General features: G+C 49.1%; 13 protein-coding genes and 1 pseudogene. 5 read left to right on the plus strand and 9 right to left on the minus strand.

Features of this window, described 5'->3' with window-relative positions; genetic code table 11:
- The first annotated feature begins 35 nt into the window (after positions 1-35).
- Positions 36-1,784 carry a DUF3747 domain-containing protein gene (locus QGP82_RS24045; RefSeq protein WP_499061281.1) on the plus strand — a complete coding sequence of 583 codons (1,749 nt, stop codon included), beginning with the start codon at positions 36-38 and terminating at the stop codon, positions 1,782-1,784.
- 30 nt (positions 1,785-1,814) lie between these two features.
- Here QGP82_RS24045 and QGP82_RS24050 read toward each other — a convergent pair whose 3' ends face one another.
- From QGP82_RS24050 to def, 6 genes are all read right to left on the minus strand, one after another.
- Positions 1,815-2,297, minus strand: a complete 483-nt coding sequence (locus QGP82_RS24050; RefSeq protein ID WP_163662022.1) for a hypothetical protein — start codon at positions 2,295-2,297, stop codon at positions 1,815-1,817.
- A 216-nt stretch (positions 2,298-2,513) separates the two neighbouring features.
- Positions 2,514-3,746: an FAD-dependent monooxygenase gene (locus tag QGP82_RS24055; RefSeq protein ID WP_499061282.1), complete on the minus strand. Its 1,233-nt coding sequence runs from the start codon at positions 3,744-3,746 to the stop codon at positions 2,514-2,516.
- Between the two features lie 48 nt (positions 3,747-3,794).
- A complete protein-coding gene (locus QGP82_RS24060; protein WP_163662018.1) occupies positions 3,795-4,238 on the minus strand; it encodes a DUF29 domain-containing protein in 444 nt (147 codons plus the stop codon).
- Between the two features lie 53 nt (positions 4,239-4,291).
- Positions 4,292-5,281 (minus strand): methyltransferase domain-containing protein, encoded by a 990-nt coding sequence (locus QGP82_RS24065; RefSeq protein ID WP_163662017.1) that lies wholly within the window; start codon positions 5,279-5,281, stop codon positions 4,292-4,294.
- 146 nt (positions 5,282-5,427) lie between these two features.
- On the minus strand, positions 5,428-5,628 hold the full coding sequence (locus QGP82_RS24070; RefSeq protein WP_006515953.1) for a hypothetical protein: 201 nt from the start codon (positions 5,626-5,628) through the stop codon (positions 5,428-5,430).
- A gap of 80 nt (positions 5,629-5,708) precedes the next feature.
- A complete protein-coding gene (gene def, locus QGP82_RS24075; protein WP_348917902.1) occupies positions 5,709-6,266 on the minus strand; it encodes a peptide deformylase in 558 nt (185 codons plus the stop codon).
- A 190-nt stretch (positions 6,267-6,456) separates the two neighbouring features.
- Between def and QGP82_RS24080 the strand changes: the two genes are divergently transcribed.
- Entirely contained in the window at positions 6,457-7,362 is a 906-nt protein-coding gene (locus QGP82_RS24080; protein ID WP_163662015.1) for a cell division protein FtsX, read from the plus strand.
- A gap of 92 nt (positions 7,363-7,454) precedes the next feature.
- Here QGP82_RS24080 and psaC read toward each other — a convergent pair whose 3' ends face one another.
- Entirely contained in the window at positions 7,455-7,700 is a 246-nt protein-coding gene (gene psaC, locus QGP82_RS24085) for a photosystem I iron-sulfur center protein PsaC (protein ID WP_006515950.1), read from the minus strand.
- Between the two features lie 423 nt (positions 7,701-8,123).
- Between psaC and acpP the strand changes: the two genes are divergently transcribed.
- The 3 genes from acpP (at position 8,124) to tkt (ending at position 12,191) form a co-directional block, all read left to right on the plus strand.
- Entirely contained in the window at positions 8,124-8,366 is a 243-nt protein-coding gene (gene acpP / locus QGP82_RS24090; protein WP_006515949.1) for an acyl carrier protein, read from the plus strand.
- Between the two features lie 66 nt (positions 8,367-8,432).
- Positions 8,433-9,686, plus strand: coding sequence for a beta-ketoacyl-ACP synthase II (gene fabF / locus QGP82_RS24095; protein ID WP_163662013.1), 1,254 nt, complete (start codon positions 8,433-8,435; stop codon positions 9,684-9,686).
- 507 nt (positions 9,687-10,193) lie between these two features.
- Positions 10,194-12,191, plus strand: a complete 1,998-nt coding sequence (gene tkt, locus QGP82_RS24100; protein WP_163662011.1) for a transketolase — start codon at positions 10,194-10,196, stop codon at positions 12,189-12,191.
- Between the two features lie 359 nt (positions 12,192-12,550).
- On the opposite strand, the pseudogene secG reads toward tkt, so the two are convergent.
- Together secG and gpmI are read right to left on the minus strand one after the other, a co-directional pair.
- Positions 12,551-12,772 (minus strand): annotated as a pseudogene (gene secG, locus QGP82_RS24105) (preprotein translocase subunit SecG); the annotation flags it as partial.
- Positions 12,773-12,939: 167 nt separating this feature from the next.
- Positions 12,940-14,538: a 2,3-bisphosphoglycerate-independent phosphoglycerate mutase gene (gene gpmI, locus QGP82_RS24110; RefSeq protein ID WP_499061283.1), complete on the minus strand. Its 1,599-nt coding sequence runs from the start codon at positions 14,536-14,538 to the stop codon at positions 12,940-12,942.
- Positions 14,539-14,809 lie beyond the last annotated feature (271 nt).

Raw genomic sequence — 14,809 nt, forward strand, 5'->3', positions numbered from 1 at the left:
GACACGCTATCTCCTACCCGCGACCCCTTAGGGATATGAAATCACTTCTTCGCCAACTCACCACACTGTCAGTTGTTGCTGCTACTGCTTGTAGTGCAGTGCTCACTTTGCCCTCTAACGCATTGGCAGCTCAATTTGGTCAGCAGCCTATTTCAGACGAGCGTGTCGTCGCTGTCGCCGAACCCATAAGCAATGGTCGGTTTTATAAATTGTTGATTATTGAGCAATTGAGCTCTGTCAGACGTTGTTGGCAAGAGGAAGGCAGCAATCCGACGACAATTAATCCCCTGTTGCTAAACTTTGATTTCTCAGGGATTTGTGGACGTAGTTCTGACAGCAATGGATATTCTGTACGTATTGGCGGAGAAGATTTAGGGTCTCGCTATCGTCTGCAAGTGGAGAAGCAAGGGGATAGTTTGGTGCTGGTCGCCTCCCCGAGTCCGTTACAACGAGGGTTGCCACGGCTAGAGTTGGGGCGCTCTAATGGGAGTGCGAATGATTTTGTCAAAATTGAGTTAGATCCAGGGTGGACGATGACCCGACGGGTCTATAACGGCCAGCTTCTCGGTCACACTTACATCACCAATAATCAATCCTTAGATGCTGTGATTGCAGCGGTAGGGGCTGAGCCCCCTGCTCCTCGGCCCTCCACGCCTGCGCCTAGACCGCTGCCGACGCCCCCCGTTAATCGACCATTACCCCGACCCGGTACGCCTGCCCCCGGCAATGGGTCTAATGTTGATTACCAGGTGATTGTGCCAGGCGGTTCTGCGATTTTGCGATCGCGTGTAAATTCCGTTGAGCCTGGTGCATTTCGCACTACGGTGGATGGCCGAGCGGTGATTCAGGCTGGCCGTTTTCGTGAGCGGGCGCGGGCTAATGAGTTACGTCAACGGTTGGTGCAAGCCGGTCTGTCAGCACAAATTGTAGAAGCCGGTCGCTCAGATGGTCCCAGCACGCCTGCGCCCACCACCCCTGCTGGCAATGTGGTTTACCAGGTAATTGTGCCGGGGGGCTCTACAGTTTTGCGAACGCGCGTAAACTCCGTTGAGCCTGGTGCGTTTCGCACGACGGTAAATGGTCAGACGGTGATTCAGGCCGGTCGTTTTCGTGAACAACGCCGGGCGAATCAGCTACTGCAGCGTCTGCAAGATTCAGGGTTGGATGCTCGCATTGTGCAAACAACGGGAACTGTGGCAACTCCTCCTAGCCGACCCTCTCCAGGACCCGCCACGCCATCTGCAGGGCGCGGAGAAGTACTGATCATGATCGATCCAGGGCACGGTGGCCGTGATCCTGGTGCCGTCGGTCGAAATGGTCTATTAGAAAAAGAAATTAATACCTTTATTGCGCGTCGTCTTCAACGTACCTTAGAACAGCGAGGCTATCGTGCTGCGTTAACCCGTACCCAAGATGTAGAACTCGACCTGCAGCCACGGGTGGATATCGCTGAGCGGGCCAATGCAACGATATTTGTCAGCATTCACGCCAACGCCATTAGTCTCAGTCGTCCCGAGGTGAATGGTCTAGAGACTTACTATTATTCGTCAGGTCGTAACCTGGCGCGGGCAATCCACAGCAGTGTTCTACGCAGTACCGATCTTCGCGATCGCGGTGTCCGCCAGGCCCGCTTCTATGTGTTGCGCAATACCTCCATGCCTGCGGTACTGGTGGAAACTGGGTTTGTTACCGGCAGTGAGGATGCAGCTCGTTTTCAAAGTACTGCCGCCCGCGAACAGATTGCCGATGCGATCGCCCAGGGGATTATTGATTACTTACGCTGATATTGCCAGTGCCAGGGTAGTGAGGGCAGTTTAAAATGTGGGGTCATGGGTGTGATCTACACATTCTTCTCGGGTCCAGACTCCTCCATTTTTTTCGCAGGTATTTTGCCCTTTGCGGAAGGGTAAAACCGTTGGGTGAACTGACGCTTTCTCGATGGGCAGAGTGGCCTTGGTGTAGGCGGCAATTTGATAGTCATAGCGAAATTTCATTAAGCCGACCATACTACCCATACCGATCATGCTAGCCATCAGGCAGAGTGCCGGTGCCAGCAAGCTTTGATTGAGCCGTTTTTTACTCCGCTTGCGACCGGCTGTGAGCGATAGACAAAAAGGCCCCAATGCCGTTCTAAAAATCGTTTTTTGTTGCCGTTCTCGCAGTACGCTTTGGATCGCTACCATTTGTTGTGGCGTAATGCTGTGACGATGCTCTGCCGGAATTCGATGGAGAATCTTAAGGGCTAAATCACAGGGTACTTGTCCAGGCAGACTAGGGTTTTGCTGGGAGGTTGGCATGGGTGATATTACAAAAAGTATGCAGTACTTATGTGCTGTCTGTACATATTTATACATAAGTTTTCTCCGTGGTCTCCTCACTAAAACTACCGAAGTTTCCATGAGGTTTATGTGAACCCTGCATATGTTCTGCTAGTGGCCTGATATCTACATCTGAAACACCACAAAAGTCCAAGGTCACGGGGTTAGGTGTAACAAAATGCACGATGCACCGTCCTACTCCACTGTGTGAGCTTGATGCCCTATGAGCTGAACCGATTGAGAGCCATAGCGTAAGTCATGCTGGCGATTTAACCAGGTTTGTTGCACCCACGACAGCTTGCCAATGATAGGTAAAATCTGTTGAGCAATGGCTAACTTCCAAGGAGAAGATCGCACCACTTTGAGGCCATTGGCTTCGCGAAGCTGTAAGGTTTGCGATCGCACCACTTCTGGCAATCGTTCTTGCTGAATTGTTGCCAAGGCTTCATCTACTTTTTCATCACTTTTGTGGAGAGCTGGCACCAGATGGTTCGTCGCCACAATGGCATCCCGCAGCGCTAAATTAATCCCTTGAGCTCGCACTGGAGACATGGGATGGGCCGCATCTCCCAATAGCAAAGCCCCCGGCACCCACCACTGTGGACATTTGCCCACCACCACGTTCAGTCTTACCGGTTCGCTGACAGAATCGCGGTGGGCGAGTACATGCTCAGCCAACCAATCGGGAGCAGAGGCAGCGGCCAGACTGAGCCAATCTGCATCCCCTAATTGTTGCAATCCCCCCTTGGGCAAAATTAACCCGTACTGTAGTTGACCGTCCCAGGAGGTGTAACAACTGGCCGGATGCTGCTGAGATTTCGCCATCAAATAAAACTGGCAGGTATGTTGCAATCGCTCCGGGGGCGGTAGCTTAAACCACAGGACGTCGTACTGATCAGGCTGTAGGTCAATGGTTAATCCAGCTTTACGGCGCACCAATGAACCGCGACCGTCACAGCCAATGACTAAATCAGCTCTAATGTCTGAGGACGTATTATTTGTTTTAATCCGCACCCCAACAACGAGATTCTCTTCCCACAGTAAATCCTGTACCTGGCAGCCCGCTTTAAACTCAAAGCCCTCATGCCCAGCAGCTTCATCCACAATGCCCTGTAATAAAGCAGGTTGAGAAACAATACTCAGGGACTGTTCTCCTAAGTCAGGCTCAGGAATCACAAAAACCTCGTTACCACCCAGATGAATATGCCAAGATTCAAGCCGACGATGGGGCACCTTAGTGAGCATTGTTGTGAGCCCCATCTGTTTCAGTGCGTCCATGCCTATAGGCATCAACCCTTCACCTCGAAAAACTCGTTCGAAGCTGGTGTCTTTTTCCAACAATGTGACATGAATGCCATTGCGAACCAGCAACAGCGCTAAACTGGTACCCGCTGGCCCTGCACCAACAATAATGACGCGTTTAGTCATAACTTTGATATCAGTTTGGTTGTGGTACTGCGCTTATAAAATCGAACTTTATTCGGGTAACCAGTCGGAAGACACAAGTTGCTCAAGTAGATAGGGGCATTTTTCTGGAAATGAAGTTAATGCCTTGTTAGTTTCCTGGGCTGCATCTCGGCGTGCTCGTCGGTAATACTTCTGACGCCATTCAGCATTATTGACAAACTGCTGCAAACTCGGTGCGTCTTCTAGGCAATCTTGGATGCTATCCCGACAATTGGTGATTGTTATTTGCCAGCTGGCCGTGCGGCGTTCAGGTTGATACTGCCATTTCAGCAGATGCATCATGAGTACCCTAAGATAGCTACCCAGTTCCCGTTGTTCACTACGCCCCAAATCTTCCAGTTCCTCTATTAGATTTTCAATATCTAAGTCTGACCAACGACCATGACGCAAAGAGTCAATCTGTTCTTGGGTCCATTGCAGAAAATCTTGACTATGGAGTGTTGATTTGCCCATGGCGTTTTACCCAAAAACGTTCGAGTTCTGATCTCTTATTTTATGGGTAGTCATTAATGATTTGCAGTCAGTGTCTTGGGTTCTACATCTGTAGAAAATGCCTGTACCTCGGCTCTAACAGCCCGAAACATGCCAAAACGACACAGGCCCGCTCCAAAAGCCAAACGCATTAACAAGATAGTGGGCACCTCGCGTAGAGATTTAATCAGCCCTGAAAACCCAAAGCGGATAAGACCTTGGGGACGAACAATACCTTGCCAAACTGAAGCCAACCAGGAGGGCAAGGTTTCCTGGGTCCAATCTGCGGTTACAACAGTGTCTTGCACCATGCCGGTTGCTTCTAAGTTTTCGGCAAAGCCTTCAATGCTGGCAAAAGCAGGATGAGACCACTGGTCTAGTAACTGTCGCATCACTGGTTTTTCCCAGACATTTAACGGCACCTGACGATCGTCTCGCTGGTTCCAGTCTGCCAAGACTAAAATACCGCCGGGTTTTAGTACCCGCATCAATTCTCGGGCAAACATCGCTTTATCGGGCATATGGGGGCCTGCTTCCACTGACCACACCACATCAAAGCTGGCATCTGGAAACGATAGCGCCATGGCATCATCAATTTTGAACTGGGCAGTGACGCCTGCGGGTGTCAGCTGTTGAGCTCGCATCACCTGTTGAGGGCTAATCGTGACACCCGTAACATCAAACTGATATTCCTTGGCCAAAATCCGACTACTGCCACCGATACCGCAGCCCACATCCAACAATGTAGTCCCAGGGGCTAGTCGATCCAAACCTCCCCAGGCCACCATTTCATGCACAAAATCTGCCTTGGCCTTTAGAAAATCCTTAGACCGCGCTGGTGAACCGTAATGCCCCAGATGAATATGCTCACCCCAGTAAAACTCTAAGATGCCGTCTTCAGTCCACTGGTCATAGGAGTTTGCTACAGAATCTGAGGACTGATAACGCCGGGCAGTCAAAAGATAGGCAACCACACCAAGCACTGATAGGGCCAACAGCAGCTTGATTAAAAACAGTAGATTCATGGGTGAAAGCGGAGATGTAAATAGCTGTAGTTAGGTTTGATTTTGCGATTCCAGACAATCAATCAAACCTTAGAAACGATACATTCCTTTACATCTTACTCCGTAGAGTTCTCCTGTGCTGCGTTGGACCGTAGAATCACAATCGCCTACCACTGTTGATTTTCCCGAGTATCCTTAACGGCAGCCATAAAGAAAATAACGGTAATGGGGATGCTTAAGGCCAACACGATACTGGTTGGAACCACACCCAAGTCAGGTTCACCATAGGCAAGCTCAAATACAGACCCGACGCCGGCAATGGCAGTGATACATGTGCCGGCTAGAAACAAACCACTTTTAGGGGTCACAGTTTTCTCCTGATAATGAAAAATGAGGCTTTAAAGGATATTGCTCTTAGTGGCGTTGTATGAAACGCCTCTACATATTCCTAGGCAACCTTCCTAACATCATTAGCAGAAAATCCGCCCTTCTGAAGTTCCTGGGCTAAGGCAATGGCATTATCAACCCGGTCAACAAACATGACTCCGTTGAGGTGATCCATCTCGTGTTGAATCACACGAGCTAAGAGATCATCAGCTTTAATCTTTTGAGGACGACCGTTTTCGTCTTTGTAACTCACTTCAATGGCCGCTGGACGAATGACATCTAGAAAAACGCCGGGAATGCTGAGACAGCCTTCCTGACCACAGGCCATTTCCTTGCTGTTGCGAGTGATCTTAGGGTTGATCAATATTAGCGGTTTGTTAGCGGCCTCTTCAGGGTCCGTATCAACCACTAAAATCTGCTTATGAATGCCAACTTGAGGGGCGGCTAGACCAATGCCATCTTCGCTATACATGGTCTGTAGCATCTGGTGGGCTAAATCACGAATGCCGTCATCTACTTTAGCAACGCGTTTGGTTGCTTTTCTGAGCACCCGATCTCCCAAATAGTGCAGCTCAAGAGGCGGATTTTTTAACTTTTCTTTGCTGACTGAAATACCCACGATTAAATTGATTAGGCTGATGGATCTAACCCTATCCTAGCAAGTAGGACTTCACCTCGTGTATGTGTACGGGGCTATGAACGCAAAAGCCTTTGAGATAATGGTTTAATCAGGCTGTTTGTGTCTTTGCATTGTGTTCCCAAAATCGTTATTAACTGTGATTAACTGCGCTCTCAGCGTGTAAGCCAGCATGGGGAAGTTTTTTACTAAAGCAAGCTATTTGTTGCGGGAAACCTTTTTGGGCCTGCAGCGCGGTGGTTGGATGAACTGGGCCGCGGTGAGCACCATTATGGTGTTGTTATTCCTGTTTGGGATTAGTTTGCAGGCAACCTGGCAAGTGGAAAGCTTACTCAATCAATTTGGTAGCCAGCTAGAAATAGCAGTTTATTTGGAAAGCGGTGTTACTGCGGATAGTTTGAGCCCTCGCGTTAGCAGCTTAGCCGAGGTGGCTGAGGTCGTAACGGTTACTAAGGAAGAGGCCTGGACGCAGCTGAGTCAGGAACTCGGAATTACTGATATCTCCGGCGCAACTGAACAGCTGAAAGGTAATCCGCTGGTTGATGAAATCAAGGTGAAGGTACGGTCATCTGAGGCGGTACCTGCTGTGGCCGCTCAGTTAGAAAGTCTGGCTGGGGTGGATGAAGTGCTGTATATCACGGAAGCTGTGCAGCGGCTGACGGAACTGAACCAGGGATTGCAGTATGTCAGTCTCGGTGTGTTGGCAATTTTAAGCTTGACTGCGATCGCAGTTATCACCACCACAATTCGCTTAATTGTCATGGCCCGACGGCGAGAAATCGAAGTAATGCAGCTGGTGGGAGCCACGTCCGTATGGATCTATATGCCCTTCATTTTGCAGGGTATTACTTTTGGTCTGATGGGGGCGTTTATTGCCTGGGCACTCTTGGTCGGTACCCATCAGTCACTACAGCGACTGTCAGCCCAGCAACCTGAATTCCTACAATTTTTAGCTGTTGGACTACAGTTTACGCCGAAACAGTTGCTGCTATTGCCAGCATCCCTCTTTGCCCTAGGTAGCTTGGTGGGATTGCTGGGCAGTTTAGTGGCTGTGCGCAAGTTTGCTGTGCGCGCCTAGTCGGCGGTGCATATTTCCATAAAAAAACTCCTAGCCCATACAGACCAGGAGATGTAAACGTTTCGAGTGAAAGCTGTTATCGAATCTGAAGTCTAGTAAGCCAGACCCATACTCCGAGTAGTCTCAGCACCCAGGTATACACGAATGCTCAAGAAGTCAGTTGGGCAGGCAGTTTCACAGCGCTTGCAGCCAACACAATCTTCAGTGCGAGGGGAAGAGGCGATTTGACCAGCTTTGCAGCCATCCCAGGGCACCATTTCAAGTACATCTGTTGGGCAAGCCCGAACACACTGAGTGCAACCAATGCAGGTATCGTAAATCTTGACCGAATGAGACATCGAAGGAATGCTCCAAATATTATTAAATGGTTTCAGCTATATAGCAGTTTGGCTATGACCTTGAATGCAAACAATCGCCTAAAAAGCGTTCAAAAAGATAGATAAATCACAATTCAGCGACGTTTGTTTACATTAGTCCAAACTAGCCAGAAGAGTTCTCCAATCAAGTTTCAGTCTATCAGTGCCATTTTTAGCGAACGGGGCAACATGTCAAAAGTTTATGGATTGTAATATTGTTAGGCTTCTGTCTTTGCCAGCCATAGGTTACCTAAAATGCGACCACTGTATGCCCATGTAGGGCGCACGCTTTCCTATAAGATGAAAAAATGCCTAAATCTGGACGGACGGTTTGCCATTGTGGCAAGGTCCGGTCTGGGGCTAGGGTATGTTCTTTGCTGCCGCTGAAAAGGAAATTTGGAGATTATGGCTGACGACATTTTAGGAAAGGTTCAGAAGATTGTATCTGAGCAGCTAGGTGTAGATGTAGCTGAGGTCAAGCCTGAGGCCAGTTTCGCCAACGATCTAGGTGCTGATTCCTTAGACACCGTGGAGCTTGTAATGGCTCTCGAAGAAGAGTTTGATATTGAGATCCCAGATGAGGCTGCTGAGGGCATTGGCACAGTTCAGGCCGCTGTCGACTTCATTCAAGAAAAGTCGCCTGCATGAGCGCCCCTGTCTGTTTGAAAATCTGTTTTTTAATGCCTTGGGACCGTCCCCCTTGTGTCGATGACCATGACAAGTACTGAAAAAAAACGCGTTGTGATTACAGGGATGGGGGCTATTACTCCCATCGGTAATACTCTAGAGGCCTATTGGCAAGGATTGCTGGCTGGCAAAAGCGGCATTGGGCCGATCACATTATTTGATGCATCGAAGCACAAATGCCGCATTGCAGGTGAGGTTAAAGGGTTTGATCCACTAGAGTATCTGGATGCTAAGGATGCTAAGCGGACTGATCGATTTGCCCAGTTTGCGATCTCAGCTAGCAAGCAGGCCTTAGCCAATGCCGATCTCACCATTACTGATCTCAACGCCGAGCAAGTGGGTGTCATGATTGGGACTGGGGTGGGCGGCCTCAAGGTTATGGAAGAACAACAGGCTGTTTACCTAAATAAAGGGCCCAATCGTTGCAGTCCGTTTATGGTGCCTATGATGATTGCCAACATGGCAGCAGGCTTAACAGCTATTCATACCGGTGCAAAAGGCCCCAATTCTTGTGCTGTGACTGCCTGTGCAGCTGGCTCTAATGCCATTGGCGATGCGTTTCGTATTGTCCAAAATGGCTATGCCCAAGCCATGATCTGCGGCGGCACTGAAGCTGCCATTACGCCCTTGTCGTTTGCTGGGTTTGCCTCAGCTCGGGCGTTATCTACACGCAACGACGATCCGGATCATGCTAGTCGCCCGTTTGACAAAGGTCGTGATGGTTTTGTGATGGGTGAGGGGGCTGGCATTTTAATTTTAGAGGAGCTAGACCATGCCCTCAGTCGAGGTGCTCGCATTTATGCTGAAATGGTGGGCTACGGCATGACCTGTGATGCCTACCACATGACTGCGCCAGTCCCCGGTGGTGCTGGTGCTGCCCGTTCTATGGAACTAGCCCTGAAGGATGCAGAAATTTCTCCTTCAGACGTAAGCTACGTTAACGCCCATGGGACAAGTACTCCTGCTAACGATCCCACTGAAACGGCAGCTATTAAGACTGCGTTGGGCGATCATGCAAAACAAATACTGGTGAGTTCTACGAAATCAATGACCGGGCATTTGTTAGGGGGGTCTGGCGGTATTGAGGGTGTGGCAGCTTGTATGGCTGTGGCCAACGACCACGTTCCTCCCACCATTAATCTGCAAGATCCAGATGATGAGTGTGATTTAGACTACGTGCCCAATCAGAGCCGTGCCCATACGGTAGATGTGGCGATGTCTAATTCATTTGGCTTTGGCGGTCACAACGTTACTCTGGTTTTTCGCAAGTATCGTAGCTAGTGCTACAGCTTGGTAGGTATAATGACCTAACAGGAAACATTAATTAAAACGAAAGGTTTGCTTATTTCATATAAGCTGCCACTCGTATCTGAGCATATTTAACTTAACCAATGGATATGCTCAATATTACGGTATAGGCTTAGGCCAGTGGCTCTCCTTGGACCAGGTTGAGGTAGTTAGCTCGTATGCTTAGTCAGCTGCAGCGAGCTTCTGTCACAATCAGCGTTTCAGGTGAGCGGCTAAGTGTCTGCTCCAGCCTGTTGTCTGTGAAAATGTTTTTGCCCCGTGGTTATGTGCTCAGGGGTGAAGGCTTGAGCTATTGCGTTCAGCTTTCTTCCGCTGTGGTGCACAGCTGCGTAGATTACGTACCTATCCGTTTTTAGCACATGCTTTGGCGTGTTGGGGTTACCCATCTGAGAGCTCCGAATCTCTATCACCATCAGCAAAGGTGCGTTCGTCTGCTTTGTTCACACCTGGACTGTACCGTCGTTAACTACTTGGAAGACTATGGCTGTCGCAACCCAATCTCTTGAAACGCAGTGTATAAATGCCATTCGGTTCTTGGCCATTGATGCCGTTGAAAAGGCAAAATCTGGTCATCCTGGTTTGCCCATGGGAGCTGCGCCAATGGCGTTTGTTCTTTGGGATCAGTTTATGCGCTTTAATCCCAAAAACCCCCAGTGGTTCAACCGCGATCGCTTCGTGCTGTCTGCAGGACATGGTTGCATGCTGCAGTATGCTCTGTTGCATCTCACAGGTTACGACAGTGTCAAGATTGAGGACATTAAGAATTTCCGGCAGTGGGGCGCAACCACTCCTGGGCACCCTGAGAATTTTGAGACCCCCGGTGTTGAAGTTACCACGGGGCCTCTAGGGCAAGGTATTTGTAATGGCGTGGGTCTGGCCATGGCGGAGGCTCACCTGGCAGCTCGCTTTAACAAGCCTGACTCCACATTGGTTGACCATTATACCTATGTAATTTTGGGCGATGGCTGCAACATGGAGGGTGTCTCCGGTGAAGCCTGCTCTTTAGCCGGTCACCTAGGTTTGGGTAAACTCATCGCTTTTTATGACGACAATCATATTTCCATTGATGGTTCTACCGATATCGCTTTCACTGAAGATGTGAGCAAGCGTTTCGAGGCCTACGGCTGGCACGTATTGCATGTGGAAGATGGCAATACTGATTTAGAAGCCATTGCCAAAGCGATTGAAGAAGCCAAGAAGGTAACTGACAAGCCCACCATGATCAAGGTGACTACCACCATTGGTTATGGTTCTCCTAACAAGGCTGATACATCTGGAGTCCATGGTGCTGCTTTGGGTGGTGACGAGATTGCGCTAACTCGTGAAAACTTGGGTTGGGACCACGCTCCTTTTGAGATTCCTGAGGATGTGTTAGGCCGTTTTCGTCAGGCAGTTGAGAAAGGCGCTAGTGCAGAAGCTGAGTGGAATCAGACATTGGCAACTTACCGTACTAAGTACGCTACAGAAGCTGCTGAGTTTGAGCGCATGCTCAAGGGTGAACTACCTGCAAACTGGGCTGATGCACTGCCTACTTACGCCCCCGGTGATAAGGCTATTGCCACCCGTAAGACCTCTGAAGCGACATTGAATGCGTTAGCACCTGCTGTGCCTGAGCTAGTGGGGGGGTCTGCTGACCTGGCTAAGTCCAACAATACCCTGATGAAGATCTCCGGTGATTTTCAGAAGGGAGCCTATGAAAACCGCAACCTACGTTTCGGTGTACGTGAGCATGGTATGGGCGCTATCTGTAATGGTATTGCGCTGCACAACTCGGGTCTGATTCCCTACTGTGCAACATTCCTGGTATTTGCTGATTACATGCGCGCGGCTATCCGTTTATCGGCTTTAGCTGAAGCGGGTGTTCTGTATGTGATGACCCACGATTCCATCGCATTGGGTGAAGATGGTCCCACCCACCAGCCAGTGGAAACGGTTGCTTCCCTGCGGGCAATTCCTAACCTTTATGTGATTCGTCCTGCGGATGGTAATGAGACATCCGGTGCTTACAAGGTTGCGATCGCTAGTCGTAAGACTCCCACACTGATGGCCTTCTCTCGTCAGAATCTACCTCAGCTAGAAGGTAGTTCCATCGATGGTGTAGCCAAGGGTGCCTATGTCCTTTCCGATGACGAGGGTGCTGACCTACTGTTAATCGGAACCGGTAGTGAAGTTTCCCTCTGTTTAGAGGCCGCTAAGCAACTACGTTCCGAAGGCAAGAAAGTCCGCGTTGTTTCCATGCCCTGCTGGGAACTTTTTGAAGCTCAAGATGCAGCCTATAAGGAGTCCGTTCTACCCAAGGCAATCACCAAGCGCCTGGTTGTAGAAGCTGGTATCGAAATGGGTTGGGGTAAGTACTACGGTGCTGAAGGTGACATGATCAGTGTTGATCGCTTTGGTGCATCTGCTCCCGGTGGACGCATTATGCAAGAGTTCGGCTACACGGTTGAGAATGTCATTGCTCGTGCCAAGGCTCTTTAATCTGTAGAAGATTTCCTGGGGGCATCCTGTCCTGGGTGCTGCATCCTGGACAGACTGACTCACCCAGGAACCTCAAAGGGCGCTTAACTGACTCCTTTAAACAAGAAATGCCTTAGAAACCAAGGTTTCTAAGGCATTTCTTGTTTAGTCTAAGAAATATAGCTTGGCGCACATAGTTCACAATATGAGTGTACGTGAGCGCTGACAGCTATAAAAAATAGCCCCTATTCTGTAGCTGCATCGGCAGGGGCTTCAGGAGAACCTAGTTCAGATGGAATGGTCTCAGCTGCGGGAGCTGGGGCTGTTTCTTCAATGGGAAGACTGTCTACGGAGGGAGATAGTTCAGATACCGTACTACCTAGCCAGCCAGCACTCAAAATTACCGTAATTCCCATAAACAAGATTGTCAGGAGCCAGGTAGCACGATTTAGAGCTGTTTCAGCACTCTTAGTACTCGTAAACATCTGAGCTTGTCCCCCTAAAGCCCCAAGGCCATCACCTTTGGGGCTGTGAAACAGCACCAAAATGATCAATCCAATGGCAGACACTAGCCATACCACCTGTAAAACCGATAATACCATTTCAATTTTCTAGCCTGACTGTTCCGTAAATTCATATTTGTTGAGTTTAAGAATACACTCTTAAACCCCAGCATCAAACCATCGTACCGCAGGTAATGGCACCATGACGAACCATCTAATCCACCCCAAAAGTTCAGGTTGATGATAGATTGTATCTGGAAATACAGTTAACGAGATACTTTGACCGGTGTGCGGTTACGCTTCACATCAACACGAGCCGGTTCAAGCATAGACTTACCTGTCATTTCCTCAGGTTGGGTTAGTTGCAGAATTTCCAAGATAGTTGGTGCAACATCCGCCAGGCAACCATTTTCTCGCAACTCTACTTCGCAACCGCGACCTGGAATCTTCAAACGCTCACCTTCGACCAAAATAAACGGAACTGGATTAGTTGTGTGGGCTGTCCAAGGTCTGCCCTCGTCATCCCACATATATTCAGCATTACCATGGTCGGCAATGATAATAGTTGTTCCTCCAGCTTGACCTACGGCATCGAGCAATCGACCTAGCTGTACATCAACTGACTCAAGGGCCTGAATAGTGGCTTCCATATTGCCAGTATGGCCAACCATATCTGGGTTAGCGTAGTTGATCACTACCAGACCATACTTATTTTTGTTGATCGCTGTGATTGCTGTATCAGTAACGGCCTTCGCTGACATGGCTGGAGCCTTGTCATAGGTTGCGACCTGGGGACTGGCGACTAGCTCACGGTCTTCTCCCTCAAAGGGATCTTCACGACCCCCATTAAAGAAGTAAGTGACATGGGCATATTTCTCAGTTTCAGCGGTGCGGAACTGCTTGATCCCATGGTTAGCAACCACTTCCCCCAGAATATTGCTCAGGTTTTGAGGCTCAAAAGCAATCTGCACAGGTAATGACCCATCATACTGAGTCATGGTGACAAAGTTGAGCGGGGCAATTAGCTGTCTTTCAAACCCTTCAAACTTAGGAGCGACAAACGCTTGAGTTAGCTGACGTGCCCGATCTGGACGGAAGTTAAAGAACACAACACCATCATTGGCTGCCAAAGTCCCAGATGATAAACGGACTGGTTCGATAAACTCATCAGTGATGCCTTCAGTGTAAGAAGCCTGGATTGCTTCTAGGGCTGTAAGTCCATTGCCAGCGCCTGAACTTGTCATCACTCTGTATACCTTTTCCACACGATCCCACCGATGGTCGCGATCCATCGCGTAATACCGTCCGCTTAAGGTAACAATCCGACCGATCCCGCTCTGTTCCAGATGGTCTTGCAATTTGCCAATAGCGTATTGCCCTGCAGTAGGCTGGGTATCGCGACCATCGGTAATTGCATGAATGCAGATCTCTTGGATATCTTGTGCCTTTGCCATATCCACTAGGCCTAGCAAGTGGTCCAGGTGTGAATGTACACCTCCCTCCGAACAAAGACCGATTAAATGAAGCTTGCCGCCGTTATAACGGACTTTTTGGCATACATCCAGAAGAGCCTGATTTTCTTGAATTGAGCCATCGTCGACGGCATCAGAAATGCGCACAAGCTCCTGAGGCACAATGCGACCTGCACCGATGTTTAAATGCCCCACTTCAGAGTTGCCCATTTGGCCATCAGGTAACCCCACCTGTTTACCTGATGTTTGAATTAAGGTATGTGGATAGGCGGTCCAAAGACTATCGATAACAGGGGTCCTTGCATTGCGAATTGCATTGCCATTGTCCTCATCGCGATGTCCCCATCCATCCAGGATGACGAGAACCATTGGAGAAACAGACTCCTGCGCCATACTTACAATTCCTTCTTCTGACTGTGAACGACTGTGCCTTTTGCCTAGCGAGATCATATCACTCGCCCTTTCTCAAATATTAAGGTTTTCTTAACATTTCTTTCTCGTACAAAAGTATAACTTGTTAGGCGGCTAGCAAAAACCTACTGTCAGTGCAAGACCTAACTGCTCTGGCGTATATTCTGAGACTGCTTAACTACATTTTGGTATCAACAGCTTCTTAATATTTTAGCTATTGATCAGAGTATTATCGCTTGCTAAAAATTATCCA

It is taken from the genome of Leptothoe sp. LEGE 181152, assembly GCF_032906605.1.
Taxonomy (GTDB): domain Bacteria; phylum Cyanobacteriota; class Cyanobacteriia; order Phormidesmidales; family Phormidesmidaceae; genus Leptothoe; species Leptothoe turfae.